The 21611-nt window shown below is 71.9% G+C and carries 17 protein-coding genes and 1 riboswitch; of the genes, 8 read left to right on the top strand and 9 right to left on the bottom strand.

The window, feature by feature from the left end:
- Positions 1 to 316: 316 nt before the first annotated feature.
- On the bottom strand, positions 317 to 1294 hold the full coding sequence (locus tag AB0H62_RS20570) for a GlxA family transcriptional regulator (RefSeq protein WP_360587507.1): 978 nt from the start codon (positions 1292 to 1294) through the stop codon (positions 317 to 319).
- 98 nt (positions 1295 to 1392) lie between these two features.
- Between AB0H62_RS20570 and AB0H62_RS20565 the strand changes: the two genes are divergently transcribed.
- The 5 genes from AB0H62_RS20565 to AB0H62_RS20545 all read left to right on the top strand — a co-directional run bounded on the left by AB0H62_RS20565 (position 1393) and on the right by AB0H62_RS20545 (position 7401).
- Positions 1393 to 2094, top strand: coding sequence for a DJ-1/PfpI family protein (locus AB0H62_RS20565; RefSeq protein ID WP_360587505.1), 702 nt, complete (start codon positions 1393 to 1395; stop codon positions 2092 to 2094).
- Between the two features lie 676 nt (positions 2095 to 2770).
- The gene (locus AB0H62_RS20560) at positions 2771 to 5731 is read left to right on the top strand and encodes a BTAD domain-containing putative transcriptional regulator (protein WP_360587503.1); all 2961 of its coding nucleotides are present in this window, start codon (positions 2771 to 2773) and stop codon (positions 5729 to 5731) included.
- A gap of 98 nt (positions 5732 to 5829) precedes the next feature.
- A complete protein-coding gene (locus AB0H62_RS20555; RefSeq protein ID WP_255638073.1) occupies positions 5830 to 6336 on the top strand; it encodes a hypothetical protein in 507 nt (168 codons plus the stop codon).
- 200 nt (positions 6337 to 6536) lie between these two features.
- Positions 6537 to 6890 carry an STAS domain-containing protein gene (locus AB0H62_RS20550; protein WP_220241337.1) on the top strand — a complete coding sequence of 118 codons (354 nt, stop codon included), beginning with the start codon at positions 6537 to 6539 and terminating at the stop codon, positions 6888 to 6890.
- Between the two features lie 112 nt (positions 6891 to 7002).
- Positions 7003 to 7401, top strand: coding sequence for an SPW repeat protein (locus AB0H62_RS20545; protein WP_220241336.1), 399 nt, complete (start codon positions 7003 to 7005; stop codon positions 7399 to 7401).
- Here AB0H62_RS20545 and AB0H62_RS20540 read toward each other — a convergent pair.
- The gene (locus AB0H62_RS20540) at positions 7385 to 8833 is read right to left on the bottom strand and encodes a DNA polymerase ligase N-terminal domain-containing protein (protein ID WP_360587500.1); all 1449 of its coding nucleotides are present in this window, start codon (positions 8831 to 8833) and stop codon (positions 7385 to 7387) included. The genes AB0H62_RS20545 and AB0H62_RS20540 overlap by 17 nt on opposite strands.
- Positions 8834 to 8883: 50 nt before the next feature.
- The gene (locus AB0H62_RS20535) at positions 8884 to 9633 is read right to left on the bottom strand and encodes an SRPBCC domain-containing protein (RefSeq protein WP_360587498.1); all 750 of its coding nucleotides are present in this window, start codon (positions 9631 to 9633) and stop codon (positions 8884 to 8886) included.
- A 121-nt stretch (positions 9634 to 9754) separates the two neighbouring features.
- Between AB0H62_RS20535 and AB0H62_RS20530 the strand changes: the two genes are divergently transcribed.
- Positions 9755 to 11503: a pyruvate dehydrogenase gene (locus AB0H62_RS20530; RefSeq protein ID WP_360587496.1), complete on the top strand. Its 1749-nt coding sequence runs from the start codon at positions 9755 to 9757 to the stop codon at positions 11501 to 11503.
- A 91-nt stretch (positions 11504 to 11594) separates the two neighbouring features.
- On the opposite strand, the gene AB0H62_RS20525 is transcribed toward AB0H62_RS20530, so the two are convergent.
- From AB0H62_RS20525 to AB0H62_RS20515, 3 genes are all read right to left on the bottom strand, one after another.
- Positions 11595 to 13484, bottom strand: coding sequence for an ABC transporter ATP-binding protein (locus tag AB0H62_RS20525; RefSeq protein WP_360587584.1), 1890 nt, complete (start codon positions 13482 to 13484; stop codon positions 11595 to 11597).
- Between the two features lie 116 nt (positions 13485 to 13600).
- On the bottom strand, positions 13601 to 15334 hold the full coding sequence (locus AB0H62_RS20520; protein ID WP_220241332.1) for an ABC transporter ATP-binding protein: 1734 nt from the start codon (positions 15332 to 15334) through the stop codon (positions 13601 to 13603).
- A gap of 64 nt (positions 15335 to 15398) precedes the next feature.
- Positions 15399 to 16040 carry a TetR family transcriptional regulator gene (locus AB0H62_RS20515; RefSeq protein ID WP_220241331.1) on the bottom strand — a complete coding sequence of 214 codons (642 nt, stop codon included), beginning with the start codon at positions 16038 to 16040 and terminating at the stop codon, positions 15399 to 15401.
- A 237-nt stretch (positions 16041 to 16277) separates the two neighbouring features.
- On the opposite strand from AB0H62_RS20515, the gene AB0H62_RS20510 reads away from it, so the two are divergent.
- The gene (locus tag AB0H62_RS20510; protein WP_360587493.1) at positions 16278 to 17168 is read left to right on the top strand and encodes a Ku protein; all 891 of its coding nucleotides are present in this window, start codon (positions 16278 to 16280) and stop codon (positions 17166 to 17168) included.
- 199 nt (positions 17169 to 17367) lie between these two features.
- The gene (locus tag AB0H62_RS20505; RefSeq protein ID WP_360587491.1) at positions 17368 to 17580 is read left to right on the top strand and encodes a hypothetical protein; all 213 of its coding nucleotides are present in this window, start codon (positions 17368 to 17370) and stop codon (positions 17578 to 17580) included.
- Positions 17581 to 17822: 242 nt separating this feature from the next.
- Here the strand turns inward: AB0H62_RS20505 and ahcY are convergent, their stop codons facing one another.
- The 3 genes from ahcY to AB0H62_RS20490 all read right to left on the bottom strand — a co-directional run bounded on the left by ahcY (position 17823) and on the right by AB0H62_RS20490 (position 21561).
- A complete protein-coding gene (gene ahcY / locus AB0H62_RS20500) occupies positions 17823 to 19301 on the bottom strand; it encodes an adenosylhomocysteinase (RefSeq protein ID WP_360587489.1) in 1479 nt (492 codons plus the stop codon).
- A 205-nt stretch (positions 19302 to 19506) separates the two neighbouring features.
- A riboswitch (S-adenosyl-L-homocysteine riboswitch) is annotated at positions 19507 to 19588 on the bottom strand.
- A 67-nt stretch (positions 19589 to 19655) separates the two neighbouring features.
- The gene (locus AB0H62_RS20495; protein WP_360587485.1) at positions 19656 to 20429 is read right to left on the bottom strand and encodes a GAF and ANTAR domain-containing protein; all 774 of its coding nucleotides are present in this window, start codon (positions 20427 to 20429) and stop codon (positions 19656 to 19658) included.
- An 85-nt stretch (positions 20430 to 20514) separates the two neighbouring features.
- Complete coding sequence (locus AB0H62_RS20490; protein ID WP_360587484.1) at positions 20515 to 21561, bottom strand: DNA polymerase IV; 1047 nt, start codon at positions 21559 to 21561, stop codon at positions 20515 to 20517.
- Between the last annotated feature and the right edge of the window lie 50 nt (positions 21562 to 21611).

Below are 21611 nucleotides of genomic sequence, written 5' to 3'. Positions count from 1 at the left end.
CGGAGTGTCGCCGGCGCGGCGTGGTGGCAGCGCGGTTTCGCCCGTGCGGCGGGCGGCGGGGTTGTCGCCGGAACGGGGCGCGGCTCGGCGCACCGGCTCTTCGGCTCCGGGCCAGGCCGGCTCGTCGCCCGTGTGGGATCGGCGGGACCGGGCTGGGGGCGCGGAGGGGTCGCCGGCGACGCGGCGGATGGGGCCGGTGTCGGCGGTGTCGGCGTCGTCGGGGTAATCGGGCGGTGCCACGGCGCACATCCTGCACTCCGGCGGTGGCCGTCACCCGTACCGGGTGGGGACGACCCGGTCGTATCCGGCGTTTCGCTCAGCCGAGGGCCTGGCGCAGGTGCACGCGGCGGTAGGCGGACGGCGGGGTGTCGAAGTGGTCGAGGAAGGCCTGGCGAAGCGTCTCGGTGGAGCCGAAGCCGCAGCGGCGGGCGATGGCGGCCAAGGGCAGGTCAGTGCCCGCGAGGAGGCGGGCGGCGTGCTCGGCGCGGACGGTGCGCACGTACTTGCCGGGCGTGGTGCCCAGGTGCGCGTCGAACAGGCGCGTGAGCTGGCGGGTGCTGATGCCCGCCTGCCGGGCCAGCACCGGCGTGCCGAGGTCTTCGCCCAGGTGTTCGGCGACGAACGCGGTGAGGTCGCGCACCTGCCGGTGCTCGGGTGGCGGGCCGGACAGGAACATGCTCACCTGAGCCTGGTTGCCGGGCCGCTGGAGGTAGGTCACGAGGGCGCGGGCGGCTTCGCGGGCGAGCGTCGGGCCGTGGTCCTCCTCGACGAACGCCAGCGCGAGATCCAGCCCGCTGGTGACGCCGGCGGAGGTGTAGACGTCGCCGTGGCGGATGAACAGCGGCACCGGGTCCACGGTCACCGACGGGTACTTCGCGGCGAGCTGCGCCGCGTACGCCCAGTGCGTGGTCGCGCGGCGGCCGCTCAGCAGGCCGGCCGCGGCGAGCACGGTGGAGCCGGTGCAGACCGACGCCGTGCGCGTGCTGTCGCGGGAGAGGCGGCGGACGTGTTCGAGCAGGCGCTCGTCGCCCGCCGCCGCGCGGTGGCCGAGGCCGCCGGAGACGACGATCGTGTGCAGGGGCCCCGAAACCTGGTCGAGCCGCACGTGGGGCGTCAGCGTGATGCCGGACTGGCAGCGGAACGGGTGTCCGTCCACAGTGGCCAGCCGCAGGGCGTAGCCCGGGCGCGCGCCGAGCCGGTTGGCGGCGTCGAGCGCGTCGGAGACGCACGCGATGTCCAGCAGTTCGGCGTCGGGATACCCGACGACCACGACCTGCCGTTCTGGCCCCGGCATGATCAAACTTTAGCAGGTCAGCAGGCCGATCGACATGGTTCGCAGGATTACGGACATCGCCCTCCCGTCCGCCCGCCCGCGGGGGCACGGTGGGACGCATGACCGAGAAGACGTTCGCCTTTGTCCTCTACCCCGGCCTCACGGTGCTCGACCTCGTGGGCCCGCTCCAGGTGCTGAGCGCGTTCGCCATGGCGGATCAGGACTTCCGCGTGGTGGTCGTGGGCGAGACCCTCGACCCGATCGGCACCGACACGCCCCTGCGGATCGCGCCCAGCCACACCTTCGCCGACATCCGCGAGCCCTACGGCGTCCTCGTCCCGGGCGGCTCCGCGCCGACCCTGGAGGCGCTCGCGAACCGGCCGCTGATCGACTACCTGGCCACGACCGCGCGCACGGCCGAGCTGATGACGTCCGTCTGCACGGGCGCCCTGCTCCTCGGCGAGGCCGGCCTCCTCGACGGCCGCGAGGCCACCACCCATTGGATGTTCCGCGACCTGCTGCGCGCCTTCGGCGCCACCCCGGTCGCCCGCCGCTGGGTCGACGCCGGCCCCGTGATCACCGCCGCGGGCGTCTCGGCGGGCATCGACCTGGCCCTGCACCTCGTCGACCGCCTCGCCGGCCCCGACGTCGCCCGCACCATCCAGTTCGGCATCGAATACGACCCGGAGCCGCCGCTGGGTCCGCTCGACTGGTCAAACGCCCCGCATGGTGCTCTGAAGCCGTTGCTGGAACACACTCTGGGCGACAACGTCCTGGCCGACCGCCCAGATCTGAAGGCGAAGCTGCTCGCTCACGCCTGAGCCGGGACGCCGGCGCGAACGGACCGGTCGCGCCGGGCTTCACCGCTCGAGTGGGTGGTGCCCGGTCCACGGCGGGACTGTTCGCGCCGGGCCGCGCATGGTCGGGCGGGCGCTGCGGTGCGTTCGGTGACGGTGCGGTGCTGAGCGATGGTCGAGCGCTCACACGGCGCCCTGCAGCTCTTGCTGCAGCACGCCCTGGGCGACGACGTCCTGGCCGACCGGCCGGATTTGAGGGCGAACCTGCTCGCTCGGGCCCGAGCGGGGAGGCCGGCGCGAACGGACCGCTCGCGCCGCATTGTGTTGGCGGGTGGCGCGCGCTGACGGCGTCGGCTCGACACGGCGGTGCCGCGGCCGCGCGAGGAGTAGACGCGGCGGGACCACTAGCCCCGCGCCGCGCATGGTCGGGTGGGCGCTGCGTTGCGTTCGGTGAACCGACCGCTCGCCGAGCGAAGGTCGAGCGCGGCCGGACTGTTCGCGCCCAGTTTTTCAGGCCGAGCGCGCCGCACGGGCCACCTGCCCGGCGGGGTGCAGACGCGGGCCGGCGTGAAGGGACCGTGCACCCTTCCAACGGGGTGAGCCATCCGGGTGAGGGCCGCCCGAACAGCCGGGAGCGGAGGGTGGCGCAGGTACTTTCGGGTCGCTCGATCAGGTGACATGCGGCCGTGGGGAGCTTGCGGTGCGGTTCCAGGTCCTCGGTCCGCTGGCGGCGACCGTCGCGCTGCCGTCGGCGGCGCAGCCGCGGCGGTTGCTCGCGTTGTTGCTCGCGCGGCCCAACGAGGTGGTCGGGCGGGCGACGATCGTCGACGAGCTGTGGCCCGAGGGGGCGCCGCCGAGTGCGGCGGCGATCGTGCAGGTGACGGTGTCGAAGCTGCGCAAGGCAGTGTCGCCCGGGTTGGCCGCGGATGACCCAGGCCAGCGGCTCAAGTCGGGGCCGCGGGGGTACGTCCTCAGGGTGGCCGAAGGGGAGCTCGACGCCGCGGAGTTCGTCGCGCTCGCGTCGGCCGGGTTGGCGGCGGAGGACACCCAGGCGAAGCAAGAGCTGCTGACCCGCGCGCTCGCGTGCTGGCGGGGCGGGGCGTTCTGCGACGTCGCGACGGGACCGCTCGTCGAGGCGCACGAGGTGTGGCTGGAGGACCGCCGGCGGACGGTCCTGCTGCAGCTGGTGGAGCTGCAGCTCGCCGAGGGCGACGGGCAGGCCGTGGTGCACCGGCTCGCCGCCGTCGTGGCCGCGCGGCCCGCCGACGAACGGCTCGCCGGTCGCCTCGCCGGGGCGCTGGAGGGGCTGGGCCGCCGCGACGCCGCGCTCGACGTGCTGCGCCGCACGCGCCGCGCGCTGTGGGACGAGGCCGGCGTGGTGCCGGGGCCGGAACTCGACGCGCTGTACCGCCGCATCGCCGGCGCCGAGTGGACGGCCGGAGGCCCGCCCGCGCAGCTGCCCGCGCCCGTGCCCGACTTCACGGGCCGCGCAACGGAACTGGCCGCCGTCGCGCGTCACCTGCGCGCGCCCGCGCCGGTCGTGGTCCACGGCGCCGCCGGGGCGGGCAAGAGCGCGCTCGCGGTGCAGGCCGCGTGGCGGGCGCGACGCCGCTTCCCCGACGGGCAGCTCGTGGCCGACCTTGCCGCCACCGAACCCCGTGACGTCCTCATCGCCTTCCTGCGCGCCCTCGGCGCCGCCACGGCCGAGCTCACCGGCGATCTCACGGCGCTGGTGGCCGCTTGGCGCAGCCACACCGTCGACCTGCGGCTGCTGGTCCTGCTCGAAAACGCGCGTACCGAAGCCCGGGTCCGCCCCCTGTTGCCGAGCGGCTCCGGCTGCGGCGTCCTCGTGACGGCGCGGTGGCCGTTGCCAGGATTGGCGGCAGCCAGGCCGGTTCCCGTCGGTGATCTGTCCACTGCGGACTCGGCAGCGCTGCTCACCGCCGTCGCCGGCGAAGCCCGGATCGCGGCCGAGCCCGCCGCCGCCGACGAAGTCGTCGCCCGCTGCGCCGGGCTTCCCCTCGCCCTGCGCATCGCCGGGCTGCGGCTCGCCACCCGACCCCACCTGCGGATCACGGACCTGGCCACCCGCCTCGGCGACGACCGCCGCGCCCTCGACGAGCTCGCCGCCGGCGACGTCAGCGTCCGCGCGGCGATTCTTCCGGCGCTGCGCGAATGCTCCGCGGAAGACCGCGATCTCCTGCGCCTGCTGGGCTTGTTCCGCCGGCCCGTGCCCGACTGGTGCGCCGCCGCGCTCCTCGCCGTCCGCCCCGCCGAAGCCCGCGACCGCCTCGAAGCCCTCGCCGACACCCACCTCCTGGCCGCCGACGACCACGGCCGCCACGCCGTCCCCCGCTTCGTCCGCCTCGGCCTCGCGCGGCTGCCCGGCGAACTCGATCAGGCCGCGCTGAAGCGCGCCCTCGAAGCCACCCTCGCCCTGGCCGAACGCGTGCTTTCCGTCCTGGACAAGGGTTTCATCCCGGCCGGACCCCCGTTCGCCCAGTCGGATGCCGGAGCCGTCCGCACCGCGACCGCCGACCCCGATGCTTGGCGACGCCGGGAAACCGAACTCGTCGCCACGGCCGCCCGGCTCGCCGGCCGCCACCACTGGCACGCCCTGGCCGCCCGTCTCTCCGACGCGTGCGCGGCCCTGGCCGGCACGCCGTGGCTCGGCCGCTCCGCGAGGGCGGTCTCGGTCGTCGGCCTCGCCGCGGCGCGCCGCCTCGGCGACCGCCCGGCCGAGGCGGGCAAGCTGTTCACCCTCGCGTCCGTCCACTGGCAACTCGGCCGATCGCGCCAGGCCCGCACTTACTTCGCCATGGCCGGCACCCGCTTCAAGACCCTCGGCGACCCGCGCGGCCGCGGCGCCGCCCTGGTCGCGATGGCCGACCTCGACGCCGACGCGGGCCAGGCCGAGCTCGCCGTCGAAGAGCTGCGCGAAGCCCTGGAGCTCCTGCGCGCGTGCGGCGACGTCCGGGGCCAGGCCATCGCGGCCGCCCAGTTCGGCGGCCTGTCGGAAGACCTCGGCGACCTCCGCCGCGCCGTCGAGAGCTTCGAAGCCGCCCTGCTGCTCGCCGGCGACTGCGCCGGCCGCTGGCACGACCAGGTCGCCAAGCGCTACGCCGACGTGCTCCGCCGCCACGGCCGCACTGACCGCGCCGCCGACCTGCTGACGGGCGCGCTCGGCGGCGCCGTCCGCACGCGTGAGCGCCACTGGGAAGCCCACGTGCTGCGCAGCCTCGGTGACCTCCACACCGACGCCGGCGAGGTCGCCGAGGGCGAGCGTTGCCTCACGCGCTCGCTCGACCTGTTCGAGCAGATCGGCCACCGGCACGCGGCCGCCTACACCCACCGCAGCCTCGCCGAGACCCGCCTGCGCGCGGCGGACCCGGCCGGCGCGCAGCAGCACCTGCGCCGCGCCATGGCCGTGTTCCGCGACCTGCACGACCGTCGCGGTACGGGTTACGCGCTGCTGAGCCTCGGCAAACTGCAGGCCGGCGCGGGCGAAGCACCCAAAGCTCTCGCCGGTGCCGCGGACGTCTTCCGCGACCTCGGCTTCCCGCTGTGGGAGCTGCGCGCGTTGCGGGAGCTCAACGCTGCTTCGAGTGATTCACCCGCCGGCGACCGGGCTCGTGAAGTCTTGGCGAAGATCAGGATCTGACGCGCGCCGCGACACCCCCGGCGCGAGCGCGTTTGGCGTTCGTATGGAGCCGCGCACAAGGCTCCCCCTCGTCGTAAGTCCCCACGAGGAGGCAAGTCATGCGCGTTCCTCCGATGCTGCCCAAGGCGGCCGTCGGACTGGCTGCCGCGGCGGCCATGACGGTGCTCGGTACGGCCACGGCTTCGGCCGCACCCACCGTCACCAAGCTGACGCAGTCCCAGGCGGCGTCGCAGCTGTCGGCGGCGGGTGTCACGCACTCGTCGAGCGGCGGGTGCACCACGCGGTCGAACTCCACCTGCACGTCGTTCGAGCAGATCAACCAGACCACTGTCAGTGGCGTGATCACGCTCAAGCGCGCCAGCGGCTGCGCGATCAACATCACCGGCGGCACCGAGGTCGGCCACGCCTCGGGCACCTACAGCCACTACAACGGCTACAAGGTGGACATCTCGCACAACAGCTGCATCGACGGCTACGTCAAGAACAACTTCTCCTACATCGGCCTGCGCGGCGACGGCTACCCGCAGTGGCAGGCCCCCTCCAGCAACCTCTACTGCGACGAGGGCAATCACTGGGACATCACCTACTACACCGCCGGCGGCTGATCGGACCCTCCGTTCGCACCGGCCGCGCGGCCGGCCGGGGACTGCCCACCACTGAGGGCGATGGGCAGTCTCCGGCCCGGCCCCAGCAGCACCGATGACCGTTCCGCACCGTTACGGTCACTCCGGGTGACTCGTGAGGTCCCCCACCTGCGCGCCGCGCGGGGGTTGACCGGGCCGGGGGAGCGCGTACCGTCAGGCCAATGCCCCAGCGCCGAGGGGATTCCGGTCTCACCCTCCTGACCACCGTCCGCGACGACGACCTCGTGCTCGTCACCGCCGCGGGCGAGATCGACGCCGCCTCGGTCGGCGACTTCCGGACGGTGCTGGCCGCGGCGTGCGTAGTGGGGGACAAGCTCGTGGTCGACCTCTCGCGCGTCGGGTTCCTCAGCTGCGCCGGCCTGCGCGTGCTGGAGGAGACGAGCCGCACGCGCCCCGCGTTGTCCGTGGTCGCGACCGGACGCCTCGTGCTGCGGGTCTTCGACGTCACGGGCGCCGCCCAGGCCCTCGACGTGCGGCCGCGGCTCGTGGACGCCTGCGCGGCCGCCCGCGCCTGACCGGCCGCCGAACGGGTGGAGATCACCCCGGGCCCGTGCGAGCCACGCCGATCGTGGGTACTCCACCCGTGAACCCGATCAAGGGAACCCGACTACGGCGAGGTGATCCGGGATGTCCACCACGACCGAACGCACCGGCACGAACGGTGCCGTCGGCGCACTGGTCGGCGGCGCCGCGGGGCTGGCCGTGCTGGCCGGTCTGTACTTGATCATCGGCCCGTGGCTGGCGCGGTTCGGCGGCGCGGCGGAGCTCGCGATCAGCAACACGGTGGCCGGTCTGGCGATCATCGTGCTCGCCGCCGTGCGAGCGCGCACCACGCGCCCGCAGGCCCTCACGTGGGTCCTGCCGGTGCTCGGCGTCTGGGCCGCGGTGTCGCCGCTAATCCTGCGCTACGGGGACGAAACCGCGCCGTCGGTGGGAGCGTTGACGGGCAACATCGTCGCCGGTGCCGTCGTGCTGCTGGCCGGTATCGCGCTGTGCCTGCGCCGCCCGGCTACCCGGGCTCGCTGAGCAGCCCGCGCCAGCGCGGCGCGGACTTCGGCCCGTGCAGGACCTCCGCGGCGAGCACGGGCCGTACCCAGCGCGCATCGGGGTGGTCCGGCACGTCGGCCAACGGCGGCCGCGGTTGTTCCAGCTGCGCGAGCACCGCGGCGAGCGAGCCGAGTTCCTCCTCGGAGAAGCCGACTCCGACGCTGCCCGCGTAGCGCAGGCCCGCGCCGTCGGGCACGGCCAGCAGCAGTGACCCGAACGTCCCGGCTCGCCGGCCGCCGCCGGGACGCCAGCCCGCGATGAGCACCCGGCGCACGTCCGGGGACTCCACGAACAGCCAGTCCGTGTTCGCCCGGCCCGGCCGGTACGGGCTGCTCCGGCGCTTCGCGACAAGGCCGGGCAGACCGTGGTCGCGGCTCGCCCGTGCGACGGCGCCGCCGTCGCCGAGGTGGGTCGGCGGCACCTGCCAGTGGTCGCCGGCGAGGCCCAAGTCGTCGAGCAGCGCGCGGCGTTCGAGATACGGCAGGGCCAGCCGCGAGCGGCCGTCGAGGTGCAGCACGTCGGAGACGAAGAAGAACGCGGGATGCCGGTCCACGAGCCGGCGCGCCGTTCCGGGGTCCGCTTCCGCGCGGCGGCGCAGCCCTTCCGGGTCCGGCCTGCCCGCGGCGAACACCACGATCTGCCCGTCCAGCAACGCTTCCGTGGATCCGAGCTGCGCGGCGAGACCACGCAGCTCCGGGTAGCGCGCGGTCACGTCGACGCCGGTCTGGTCGACGGCCGCCACGCGCGCGCCGCCCGCGCGCACGAGCGTGCGACGGCCCGGCCACGCGAACTCGTACGCCCAGTCGCCGTCCTCGGCGGTGGAGGGCATGCGTCCCGGCCGGGCGGGCATCGGCGCGAGGAACCGCGGCGTGTCCTCGTGGCCGGGCTCGGCGGGGTCGAGACGACGCAGCCGCCAGCCGTCCGCCTCTCCGGCCTCGGTGCTGCCGCGGTCGAGCTCGTAGCGGCCCCGCAGGCGTTCGCCGTGGAGCACGAACTCGATGCGGTGCTCGTGCCAGTGCACAGTTTCGTAGCGGCCGCGGTCCCACACCTCGACCGTCCCGGCGCCGTACTCGCCCGCCGGGATCTCGCCTTCGAAGTCCGCGTAGGCCACGGGCTGGTCGTCGATGCGAATGGCGAGCCGGCCGCGGCCGGGAGAGCGGGGCAGGCCGCGCGGGACGGTCCACGACGTGAGCACCCCACCGCGTTCGAGGCGGAAATCCCAGTGCAGCTGCGAAGCGCGGTGTTCCTGGACCACGAACACGCCACTGTTTTCGATGAGGCGCTGGTCAATGGGATGCTGGTCGATGAGGTGCTGGTCGACGGGATGCTTCTCGACGGGATGCTCGGGTGCCGGTTCGAGTGCCTGGCCGAGTGCGCGTCGGCGCCGGCGTTCGGCGAGTTCGTCCGCCATCGCAGGCGTGGCACCCCCGTCCCTTCGGGTGCGCCCACTTTAGCGCCCGATCACGCCAGTACGCGCTCCAGCCACGCCTGCCAGGCTTTGCTTTCCTGCTCGACGTCGGCGTCGCCGGCGAACAGGTGGTGCCCGATCGCGATCGGCATCCCCATCCCCGACCGCTCGTGGAAGCGGTAGAGCGCGTCCGGGGTCCGGATGCCCGCGTAGTGCGGGGTCGTGTAGTCGAGGATGCCCTCGACAGGCCCGACGCCGTCGACCGCGAACCGCACCGGCTGCCCGGCCTCGGGCGCGTCCGGCAGCCCCAGCGCTCGCACCAGCTTCGGCCAGGCTTCCGGCGACGCCGACGACTCCGGACCGGCGGCGATCACGAACCGCGCGCGGCGGCCGGGGAAGTGCTGCAGGAGCTGGCCGAGCGTGTGCAGGTACATGTCCCAGCCGCGGCTGAAGCCCTCGTGGTACTCCTCGCCCCAGTCCTGCGCGGTGAAGCCGTGGTGGATGAAGCGCAGCACCGACGTGCCGCCCTCGGCCGCCTCCACGAGGAACTCGAAGGCGTCGAAGCTGCCGTCGGGCGCCGGCGTCGCGCGGTAGGCGAAGCGCCGCGGTGGCTCCCACGTGGTGATCTCGGCTTCGCTGGTGAACTCGCCCACGGCGAAGCGGACGCGCTGCGCCTGGGCGTCGACCTCGTGCTTGCCCATGAACCACGAGTCGATGCCCGGTCCCGTGGCCACGGCGTCCCACACGGCCTCCGGGGGTGCGGGCAGGCGGACCTGCTTGGTTACGTCGAACTCGTGGGTCATGACCGGTTCCTCCTCACCTGACGGGAATTCCACGGTGTCATTGACAAGAATAGTTGTCAAGGGCGAGCGACGTTCACCGGGAGGTGCGAGACTGCCGGGGACCCGAGGGAAAGGACCGCTCATGGCGACCGTGGCCGACCAGCTGATCGACGTTCTCGTGCAGTCCGGCGTGCGCCGCATCTACGGCGTGGTCGGCGACAGCCTCAACCCCGTGGTCGACGCCGTGCGCCGCACCGGCGGCTCGGCGCGCGGCGGGATCGACTGGGTGCACGTGCGCAACGAAGAGGCCGGCGCGTTCGCCGCGGCCGCCGAGGCGCAGCTCACCGGTGAGCTGGCCGTGTGCGCGGGCAGCTGCGGTCCTGGCAACCTGCACCTGCTGCAAGGGGTCTACGACGCGCACCGCTCGGGCGCGCCGGTGCTCGCGCTCGCGTCGCACATCCCGTCGACTCAGATCGGCACCGGCTTCTTCCAGGAGACGCACCCGCAGCAGCTGTTCGCGGAGTGCTCGCACTACTGCGAGCTGGTGAGCGGCCCCGAGCAGATGCCGCGGCTCGCGCGGATCGCGGTGCAGAACGCGGTGGGCCGGCGCGGCGCGGCCGTGCTGGTGCTGCCCGGCGACGTCTCGCACGAGTCCGCCGTGAACCCGACGGGGGTGTCGGCGCCGCTCGGCACTCCACCGGCCATCGTGCCCGCCGCGGCCGACGTCGACCGGCTCGTGGAGCGGATCAACCGCGCCGAGAAGGTGATGATCATGGCCGGCGCGGGCTGCCGCGACGCCCACGAAGACCTCCTCGCGCTGGCCGACACGATCGGCGCGCCGGTGGGGCATTCCTTGCGGGGCAAGGAGTTCGTGCAGTACGACAACCCGTTCGACGTCGGCATGAGCGGCCTGCTCGGCTACGGCTCCTGCTATGACGCGATGCACGAGGCCGACCTCGTGCTTTTGCTCGGCACCGACTTCCCGTACGACACGTTCCTGCCGCAGCGCAACACCGTGCAGGTGGACATCGACCCCGCCCGCATCGGCCGCCGCTCGGTGCTCGAGTTCGGGGTGCTGGGCGACGTCGGCGCCACAATCCGCGCCGCCCTGCCGCGGCTGCGCCGCCACGAGGACCGCTCGTTCCTGCACAGCATGCTGCACAAGCACGAACGCAGCCTGCAGCGCGTGGTCGACGCGTACACGAGCGACGTCGCGCAGCGCGTGCCGCTGCACCCGGAGTACGTCGCCGACATCCTCGACGAGGAGGCCGCCGACGACGCGGTGTTCACCGTGGACACCGGCATGGGCAACGTCTGGGCGGCCCGCTACGTCACGCCCAACGGCCGGCGCCGGCTGATCGGCTCGTTCGTGCACGGCAGCATGGCCAACGCGCTGCCCCACGCCATCGGCGTGCAGTCGGCGGCGCCGGGTCGCCAGGTCGTGGCGATGTGCGGCGACGGCGGGCTGGCGATGCTGATGGGGGAGCTGCTCACGCTGAAGACCCACGCGCTGCCCGTGAAAGTCGTGGTGTTCAACAACTCCTCGCTCGGCATGGTGAAGCTCGAGATGCTCGTGGACGGCTTGCCCGAGTTCGGCACCGACCACGACTCCGTCGACTTCGCCGCCATCGCCCGCGCGTCCGGCCTGCACTCCCGCCGGGTCGAGAAGCCGGCCGACGTGCGCGAGGGCATCCGCGAGATCCTCGACCACGACGGCCCCGCGGTCCTCGACGTGGTGACCGATCCCAACGCGCTGTCGATCCCGCCGAACATCACCGCCGCCCAGGTGCGCGGCTTCGCACTCGCCGCGAGCCGCACCGTCCTCGGCGGCGGCGTGGGCAAGATGCTGCAGCTGGCGAAGTCCAATCTGCGCAACGTGCCCCGCCTGTAGCACGCCTGGAGAACCAGAGCCCGTAAACGCATCCGGGGCGGCGCCACCGTGTTTCATCACAGCGGCACCGCCCCGGATCGAACGCCCCGGATCAGTCCGTCTCGGCCATCGCCTCGGCGAACTGCGCCGCGTACAGGCGGGAGTACGCGCCGCCCGCGTGCAGCAGGGATTCGTGGTCGCCCTGCTCCACGATGCGGCCCGACTCCATCACCAGGATCACGTCGGCGTCGCGGATCGTGGACAGGCGGTGGGCGATCACGAAGCTCGTGCGGCCCTCGCGCAGCGAGTTCATCGCGTGCTGGATGAGCACCTCTGTGCGGGTGTCCACGGAGCTGGTCGCCTCGTCGAGGATGAGGATGGCCGGCTTCGCGAGGAACGCCCGCGCCACCGTGATCAGCTGCTTCTCACCGGCGCTGACCGTGCCGCCCTCGTCGTCGATCACCGTGGCGTAGCCGTCGGGCAGCGTGCGCACGAAGCGGTCCACGTAGGTCGCGGTGGCCGCTTCCACGACCTGCTCGTGGGTCACGTCGTCGGCGCCGTAGGCGATGTTCTCCTCGATGGTGCCGCCGAACAGCCACGCGTCCTGCAGGACCATGCCGGTCTTGTCACGCAGCTCCTCGCGGTTCATCTTCGCGATGTCCACGCCGTCGAGCGTGATGCGCCCGCTGTCGATCTCGTAGAACCGCATCAGCAGGTTCACCAGCGTGGTCTTGCCGGCGCCGGTCGGGCCGACGATCGCGACCGTCTGGCCCGGCTCCACCGTGAGCGAGAGGTCCTCGATCAGCGGCGTGTCCTCGAGGTAGCGGAAGGACACGTCGTGGAACTCGACCTTGCCGTGGACCACGGCCGGGCGCTGCGGGTCCGCCGGCTCGGGCGCCTGCTCCTTCGCGTCGAGCAGCGCGAACACCCGCTCGGCCGAGGCGACACCCGACTGCAGCAGGTTCGCCATGCTCGCGATCTGGGTCACCGGCTGGCTGAACTGGCGCGAGTACTGGATGAAAGCCTGCACGTCGCCCAGCGTCAGGGTGCCCGACGCCACGCGCAGCGCACCGATCACGGCGACCAGCACGTAGTTCAGGTTGCCGATGAACATCATCGCCGGCTGGATCGTGCCGGAGATGAACTGCGCCCGGAAGCTCGCGTTGTACAGCGTGTCGTTCTGCTCGCGGAACATCGCTTCGGCCTCTTCACGCCGGCCGAAGACCTTGACCAGCGAGTGGCCGGTGTACATCTCCTCGATGTGCGCGTTGAGCTTTCCCGTCGTGGCCCACTGCTTGATGAACTGCGGCTGCGCGCGCTTGCCGATCTTGGCCGCGATGAACACCGACACGGGCACGGTCAGCAGCGCGATGATCGCGAGCAGCGGTGAGATCAGGAACATCATCAGCAGCACGCCGATCACCGTCAGCACCGAGGTGACGATCTGCGAGAGCGTCTGCTGCAGCGACTGCGCGAGGTTGTCGATGTCGTTGGTGACGCGGCTGAGCACCTCACCTCGCGGCTGGCGGTCGAAGTAGCGCAGCGGCAGCCGCGCGAGCTTCTCCTCGACGTCGCGGCGCAGCGAGTAGACAGCGCCCTGCACGAGGCTCGTCGTCAGGCGCGCCTGGATCAGGCCGAAGAACGACGCGATCACGTACAGCGCCAGCACGATCAGCAGCACCTGGCCCACGGCTGTGAAGTCGATGCCCTGGCCCGGCACGATGTCGGCGCGCGCGAAGATGTCCGCGAGCGTGGTGTTGCCCTGCGCCCGCAGGCCCGCGACGACGGCGTCCTTCGTGACGCCGGAGGGCAGGTTCTTGCCGATCACGCCCGCGAAGATCAGGTCGGTGGCACGCGCGAGGATCTTCGGCCCGATCACGGTCAGCGCGACGCTCACCGTGCCGAGGATCAGCACGCCGATCAGCGCCGCCCGCTGCGGCCTCAGCAGGCGCAGCAGCCGGGCCAGCGACCCCTTGAAGTCCATCGCCTTCTCCGGCGGCATGCCGCCGGCCATGAACCGCCCCGGCCCCGCGGCGGGCGCGACGTTCTTGTTGCGCGCCGCGGTCGGCCGTTCGCCGACCTCCGTCGCGACCGCTCCCGTGGTGCCCTCTTCCTCGCTCACGCCGCCTCCTGCTCGGTCAGCTGCGAAAGCACGATCTCGCGATACGTTTCGTTGCCGTCCATCAGTTCGTGGTGGGTTCCGGTGCCGACGACGCGCCCGTCGTCGAGGACGATGATGCGGTCGGCGCCCCGGATGGTGCTCACGCGCTGCGCGACGATGACCACCGTCGCCTCGCGGGTCTCGTCGGTCAGCGCGCGGCGCAGCGCCGCGTCGGTCGCGTAGTCCAGCGCGCTGAACGAGTCGTCGAACAGGTAGATCTCCGGTTTGTGCACCAGCATCCGCGCGATGGCGAGACGCTGGCGCTGCCCGCCCGAGACGTTCGTGCCGCCCTGGGCGATCGGGGAGGCGAGCCCTTCGGTCATCTTCTGCACGAAGTCCTTGCCCTGCGCCACTTCCAGCGCGTGCCAGAGCTCGTCGTCGGTGGCGTCCGGGTTGCCGTAACGCAGGTTGCTCGCCACCGTGCCCGCGAACAGGTACGGCTTCTGCGGCACCATCCCGACGGCCGAGGCGAGCACGGCCGGGTCGAGCTCGCGCACGTCGACGCCGTCCACGCGGACGGTGCCGGAGGTGGCGTCCATGAGCCGGGGGATCAGGTTGAGCAGGGTGGTCTTGCCGCTGCCCGTGCTGCCGATCACGGCGGTGGTCTCACCGGGGCGCGCGCTCAGCGAGATGTCGCGCAGCACCGCCTTCTCCGCGCCGGGGTAGCAGAACTCGACGCCGGTCAGCTCCAGCACGCCGTGCACGCGGCCGGGGGAGACCGGCTTCAGCGGAGGGCGGACGCTCGACTCGGTGTCGAGGACCTCGGAGATGCGCTCCGCGCTCACCTCGGCGCGCGGCACCATCATGAACATGAACGTGGCCATCATGACCGACATCAGGATCTGCAGCAGGTAGGCCAGGAACGCCGTCAACGCGCCGATCTGCATCGAGCCGCTCTCGATGCGGTGCCCGCCGAACCACAGCACGGCGACGCTCGAGACGTTGACCACCAGCATCACGGTGGGGAACATAAGCGCCATCAGCCGGCCGACGCGCAGCGACACGGTGAGCAGCTCGTCGTTGGCCTGGCCGAAGCGTTCGCGCTCGCGCTCGTCGCGCACGAACGCGCGGATCACGCGGATGCCCATGATCTGCTCGCGCATCACCTGGTTGATCTTGTCGATGCGCACCTGCATGAGCCGGAACGCCGGACGCATACGGGCGATGATCAGGCCGACGGCGACGCCCAGCACCGGCACGATCACCAGCAGCAGCGACGAGAGCGGCACGTCCTGGTTCAGCGCCAGGAGGATGCCGCCGACGCACATGATCGGTGCCGACACCATCAGCGTCAGCGTCATCAGCACCAGCATCTGGACCTGCTGCACGTCGTTGGTGGTGCGGGTGATGAGCGAGGGTGTGCCGAACTGGCCGACCTCGCGGGCGGAGAAGTCCTGGACCCGGTGGAACACCGAGCCGCGCACGTCGCGGCCCAGGGACATGGCGGTGCGGGCGCCGAAGTAGACGGCGCCGATCGAGCCGGCGATCTGCACCAGCGTGACCAGCAGCATCATGCCGCCGATCCGCATGATGTAGCCGGTGTCGCCTTTCACGAGCCCGTTGTCGACGATGTCGGCGTTGAGCGTCGGCAGGTACAGCGCGGCCAGCGTCTGCACCAGCTGCAGGACGACGACCAGCCAAATGGTCGTCTTGTAGGGGCGCAGATGACTGCGCAACAGGCGGATCAGCACGGGTCGGTTCTCCCCCAGGATGGTGTTCTGTGGTGGTGTGTCTGTTTTGGACGGTTCGGGTGGCTCATGGTGCGGTGGTGCTCGCCGCGGCCGCGGCCAGGGTGGGCATGCCCGCGGAAGCCTCCCGCAGCAGGTCCACGAACGTGGGCAGGAACTCGGCGTCCGGCCCGGAGGTCAGCCACGTGTGAAACGCGATGCGGGAAGCGCTCTGTACGATCCCCGCGAGCATCCTCGCGTGCAACGGATTTGCGGTGCCGCCCGCCCGTTCGGTGACGGCTTCGGCCAGTACGCGCTCCACGGTGGCGTGCGCGCGCAGCATCTCCGCGAACAGTCCGGCGTTGCGCACCATGTCGCGCATGCGGCGCACGTCCTCGCGCCGGGGCGAGCCGTCGCGTGAGGCCTGCTCCACCGCCGCGTTGATCACGGCCTCCCACAGCGGCTCGTGGGCCGGCCGGGCCCGCAGCGCCTCCCGCACGCGCTCCTGCTGCGCGACGATGAACGAGCAGACCGCCTCCTCCTTGCTGGAGAAGTAGTTGTTGAACGTGCGCGGCGACACGCCGACCTCGCTCGCGATGTCCTCGACTCGCAGCTGGTTCAGGCCACGCTCGAGCGCGAGCCGCAGCGCCGCGGCACCCAGCGCCTGCCGGGCCGCCAGCTTCTTGCGTTCGCGCAGCCCGAGCACGGGTGCCACGGATTCGGAGGTCATGCGAACCAGCGTAGCAAAAGTGCGGGGCACGCAATAATCTGCGTGCCCCGCACTTTTGCGTGACGTGGCGCCTCGGGGGAGCCGCTACCCCGGGTGACCGGTCCCGGCGGGTCGTCGCAGGTCAGGCTGGGCCGGTCGGGAGCCGCGCCGACCGGCGGGACTGTCGGGATCGGATGATCCGGGCTACGGTTGTTACCGAGCGTGAGTGGAGCACCGGCGGACGGCGGAGGAGCGCGCATGCGGTCGATGTGGAAGGGCTCGGTCTCGTTCGGGCTGGTCAGCATCCCGATCCAGCTGTACGCGGCCACGGAGAACAAGAACGTCTCGCTGCGCCAGGTGCACGAGTCCGACGGCGGCCGCATCCAGTACAAGCGCTTCTGCTCGGTCGACGGGCAGGAGGTGCCCTACGCCGAGATCGCCAAGGGCTACGAGCTGCCCGACGGCGAGATGGTCGTGATCACCGACGCCGACCTCGCCGACCTGCCGCTGGCCACGCAGCGCACGATCGACGTGCTGGAGTTCGTGCCGCTCGAGTCGATCGACCCGATCCAGTTCGACAAGACCTACTACCTCGAGCCGCAGAAGAACGCCGTCAAGCCGTACGTGGTGCTGCGCGACGCGCTGCACAAGGCCAGCCACGTGGCGATCGCCAAGGTGGCCGTGCGCCAGCGCGAGAGCCTGGCGCTGCTGCGCGTGGTGTCCGACGTGCTCGTGATGACCACGATGCTCTGGCCCGACGAGGTGCGCACGCCCGATTTCCCGTTCCTGCGCGAGGATCCGCCGCAAGTGCGCCCGCAGGAGCTGACCATGGCCGGCTCGCTGATCGATTCGCTGTCGGAACCGGTGTTCGAGTCCGAAAAGTACACCGACGGCTACCGTGAGGCGCTCGAATCCGTGATCGAGGCCAAGGTCTCGGGCAACGAGACGACGAAACCCGGTGCGGTGGCGGCGAAAGCCGACGTCGTCGACCTCATGGCGGCCCTGGAGGCGAGCGTTTCCGAAGCCCGCAAGACGCGTTCGGCGGCGCCGGCCAAGAGCACCTCGTCGCGCTCTCGCAAGGCCGCGCCGGACGAGGAGAAGCCGGCCAAGAAGGTCGCTCCGCGGACCCGCCGGCCGAAGAGCGCCTGAACGAGCTTTTCCCGCCGAGCCCCGGGAAAGCCGGGGGACATCACCGCCGGTCCGAGATCGCCGGACCGGCTGCGGCGACACGCCGCCCGTATGCCAGACTCTGGCGCCCACCGGTGGTACCAAGAAGCTGTCCGGTCTGATAAGAGCCGGTGTTGACCTGAGCCGGTTCGAGAGCACGAGAGCGGAAGGCGGCCTGAGCATGGAGTGCGCGTTCTGCACCAGCGGGATCGACCACTGTCACGGCACCCTGGTGGTTCACCCGGACGGCGGGTTCGCCGAGTGCACGGACGAGAGCTGCGCGGACCTCGACCGCGTCCGCCACGGCCTGATCATCGACTGCCACACCGTCGACGCGGAGTGCTTCTGCACGCTCGCCGTCGAGGTCGAGACGGAGCTTCGGCAAGCTTCCTGAGCCCTCCCGCGGCCCAGTGACCGTGAAGGCCTCGTTCCCCGGACCGCCGGGGAACGAGGCCTTCACGGTTTTCCGCCGAGGGTTTCCCCTCCGGCCCCGATCCTTACCCGATCGTGTATGCAGCTGTGTACACCGGCTTGGCGATGTGCTAACACTAACGAGGTCCTTCGGCTCTCCCTCCCCCTCGGAGCCGGAGGACCCCTTATTTCCGGCCTCCGGTCTCCGCCGGGGCGGCCCGGGGCTCAGTAGCGGTAATGCTCCAGCTTGAACGGGCCGGCCGCGTCCACGCCGATGTACTCCGCCTGCTCCTTCGTGAGCTTCGTCAGCTTCACGCCGAGCGCGTCGAGGTGCAGCCGCGCCACCTTCTCGTCGAGCAGCTTGGGCAGGCGGTGCACGCCGACCGGGTACTCGCCGGGCTTGGTGAACAGCTCGATCTGCGCGATCGCCTGGTTCGCGAACGAGTTCGACATCACGAACGACGGGTGCCCGGTGGCGTTGCCGAGGTTCATGAGCCGGCCCTCGGACAGCACGATGATCGAGTGCGCTGGGCGCCCCTCGTGCTGTCCAGCGAAGGCCCACTCGTGCACCTGCGGTTTGATCTCCAGCTTGCGGATGCCGGGCACCTTGCCGAGGCCGGCCATGTCGATCTCGTTGTCGAAGTGGCCGACGTTGGCGACGATCGCGTTGTGCTTCATCCGCGCCATCTGCGCGGCGGAGATGATGCCGAAGTTGCCGGTGGTGGTGAGGAAGATGTCGCCGCGCTCCACGACGTCGTCCAGCTCGACCACGTCGAGGCCCTCCATGGCCGCCTGCAGCGCGCAGATCGGGTCGATCTCCGTGACCACCACGCGCGCGCCCTGGCCGCGCAGCGCCTCGACGGCGCCCTTGCCGACGTCGCCGTACCCGCAGACGACGGCGAGCTTGCCGCCGATCATCACGTCGGTGGCACGGTTGAGGCCGTCGACCATCGAGTGGCGGATGCCGTACTTGTTGTCGAACTTGGACTTCGTCACCGAGTCGTTCACGTTCATCGCCGGGAACAGCAGCGTGCCCTCGGTCGCCAGCTTGTAGAGCCGCTTGACGCCGTTGGTGGTCTCCTCGGTCACACCGCGGACCTCGCCGGCGATGCGCGTGAAGCGCTTCGGGTCGGCGGCGAGGCTCTCGGCGAGCGTGCGCAGGACGATCGCGTACTCCTCGGCGTCGGCGTCCGTGGCGGCCGGCACGGCGCCCGCGGCCTCGAACTCGACTCCCTTGTGGACGAGCAGCGTCGCGTCGCCGCCGTCGTCCAGGATCATGTTGGGGCCCTGCCCGTCGGCGAACCGGAAGAGCAGGTCGGTGCACCACCAGTACTCGTCGAGCGTCTCGCCCTTCCACGCGAACACCGGCGTGCCCTCGGGCCGCTCGGCCGTCCCGTTCGGACCGACGACGACGGCGGCCGCGGCCTCATCCTGGGTGGAGAAGATGTTGCAGGACACCCAGCGAACGTCGGCGCCCAGCGCCACGAGGGTTTCGATCAGCACCGCGGTCTGCACAGTCATGTGCAGCGAGCCGGCGATGCGGGCGCCCTTCAGCGGCTGCGCCCCGGCGAACTCTCGCCGGATCGCCATCAGGCCCGGCATCTCGTGCTCGGCCAGGCGCAGCTGCGTCCGCCCGGCCTCGGCGAGCGCCAGGTCGGCCACCGCGAAATCGAGTCCGCCGACGTTCTGCAGTTTCGGGCTCATAGAGGTTCCGCTCCCATTCGATACGGTTCTGGTTTCTGTTTCAGGGCACGGGGAATCGCGGCACCACCGCGTTCGGCAGCACCGGGCTCACCCGGGAGGGTTCAGGAGATGAGGAGGCCGTCCGCCGGCTTTTCCTGGGACGGCAACACCTGTGCCGACGACGTCCGCGTCGACGACAGCTGGGTCAACAAAAAAGGCACCTCCTTCGCAGGAGGCGCCCTTGTCCGGAACTCGCGGGCCGAGCGTGGCGGAAACTCTCGGCTTCCGTCGCAGCGCCTCTCGGCCCGGAGTGCGCCCTCGCGGCGCACGGTTCGTTCTACCGGTTCCCACCATGGCAAGGTGGGCCGGAGGCTGTCAAGCGCGCGGACCGGGCAGGTCGAGCTCGGTGTGGCGCGTGGCCAGGGTCTCGGCGAGCACGGCGAGCTTCACATTGAGGTCCTGTGATGTGCGGCGCAGGATGTCGAACGCCTCGTCGGCCGAGATGCCCCGCCGCTGCATCAGGATGCCCTTCGCCTGGCCGATCACGTCGCGCGCGTCGATGGCCTTGCGCAGGTGCGCCCGCTGGAGGTCCGCGGTCGTCACGGCGTTGGTGGTAGCCAGCGCCAGCGAACCGTGGGTGGCCAGCAGCAGCGCGAGGTCGCGGTCGGTGGGCGTGAGTGCGCCGGTCTCGCGCGCGTAGACGTTGAGGGCACCGGACAACTGCGGCTCACGGGCGTCGGGCAGCAACGCGATGGCGAGCATCGAGCCCATGCCGCGTTCGGCCGCGGCCGGTCCGAACTTCGGCCACTCGGTCTCGTGGGCGAGGTCCTGGCTCTCCGCGTGGGCCGGGCCGTCCGGGCGGGCCGCGTCGAGGCAGGGGCCCTCCCCGGTGCGGTACTGCACCTGGTCGAGCTCGACGGCGATCGCATCGGTCTCGATCGGGGTGTAGAACAGCCCGTCGGGCGAGCGCAGCGTGATGCTGACGACGCTCGCCGCGGGGATCACCCGGACCGCCGCCGTCACGAGCTGCTGCAGCACGCCCCCGACGGTCGTGACCTCCAGCAGCGACCGCGTGAGGTTCAGGAACTCGCCACCCAGCCCGCCGAATCGGTCGTCGGAACCGGTCGCGGGGACTCCGTTTTCGGACATGCCTCACCTCACTCGTGTGCCCGGTGTCCCGATTACCCCGCCGACAGGCTCGGCCAAACGCGCCCCCGCCGGTCACCGCGTCCGATCACGCGGGCGGGTGCGGGAACTCCGCGCGCACCCCGAGCAGTCGCACGGGCTGGTCCAGCGTGAACATCCCGAGCACCTCGCGCGCGGCGCGCCCGATCGCCGAGGCGTCCGAGGTCGGCTCCGGCAGCGTGATGCTGTGGGTGTGCGTGTGAAACGGCGCGAAGCGCACCTTCACCGCGACGCGCGCCGCCGGGCGGCCCTCGTCCACGACGTCGCGGGCGACCCGCACGGCGAGGGCGTCGATTTCTTCCGCGATGCGCGCGGGATCGGTGAGGTCTTGCTGGAACGTCGTCTCGCGGCTGCGGGAGCGCGCGACGTACGGCGTGGCGGTGACCTCGGCGTCGCCGATCCCGCCCGCCAGCACCCGGTACCACGGGCCGAGGCGCGGGCCGAACCGCGCGGCGAGGTCGTCCGCGTCGGCGCCGGCCAGCTGCAGCACCGTGGTGAACCCGGCTTCGGCGAGCTTCTTGGCCGTCTTGCGCCCGATGCCCCACAGCGCGTCGGTGGGCCGCTTGGCCATCACGGCCCACCAGTTCTCCCGCGTGAGGCGGAAGATCCCGGCCGGTTTCGCGAATCCGGTGGCGAGCTTGGCGCGCAGCTTGTTGTCGCCGATGCCGACCGAGCACGAAAGCCCGGTCTCGTCCTCGACCGCCCGGCGGACCTCGGCCGCGAACGCCTCGGGGGTGTCGGTGTCGACGGTTTCGGTGTCGAGGCCGAGGAACGCCTCGTCCCACCCGAGCACCTCGACCACCACCGGCAGCTCACGCAGCCGCGCCATGACGCGGTCGGAGACCTCCTGGTACGCGGGCGCGTCGGTGGCCAGGAACACTGCGTCGGGACAGCGTTTCGCGGCCAGCCGCAGCGGCATGCCGGACTGCACGCCGAACTCGCGCGCTTCGTAGGACGCGGTGGCCACCACGGCGCGCTCGGCGGGGTCGCCGTTGCCGCCCACGACCACCGGCCGGCCGCGCAGCTCGGGCCGGCGCGCGATCTCGACCGCGGCGATGAACTGGTCGAGATCGACGTGCAGGACCCAGGCGGACACCGCACCAGTGTGCGGCGCGGACCCGGGTGAGCGCACGTCAAACGCGCCGC

Source organism: Amycolatopsis sp. NPDC050768, assembly GCF_040654155.1.
In the GTDB taxonomy this organism is placed as follows: domain Bacteria; phylum Actinomycetota; class Actinomycetes; order Mycobacteriales; family Pseudonocardiaceae; genus Amycolatopsis.
This window is presented reverse-complemented; position numbering and strand designations above follow the sequence as displayed.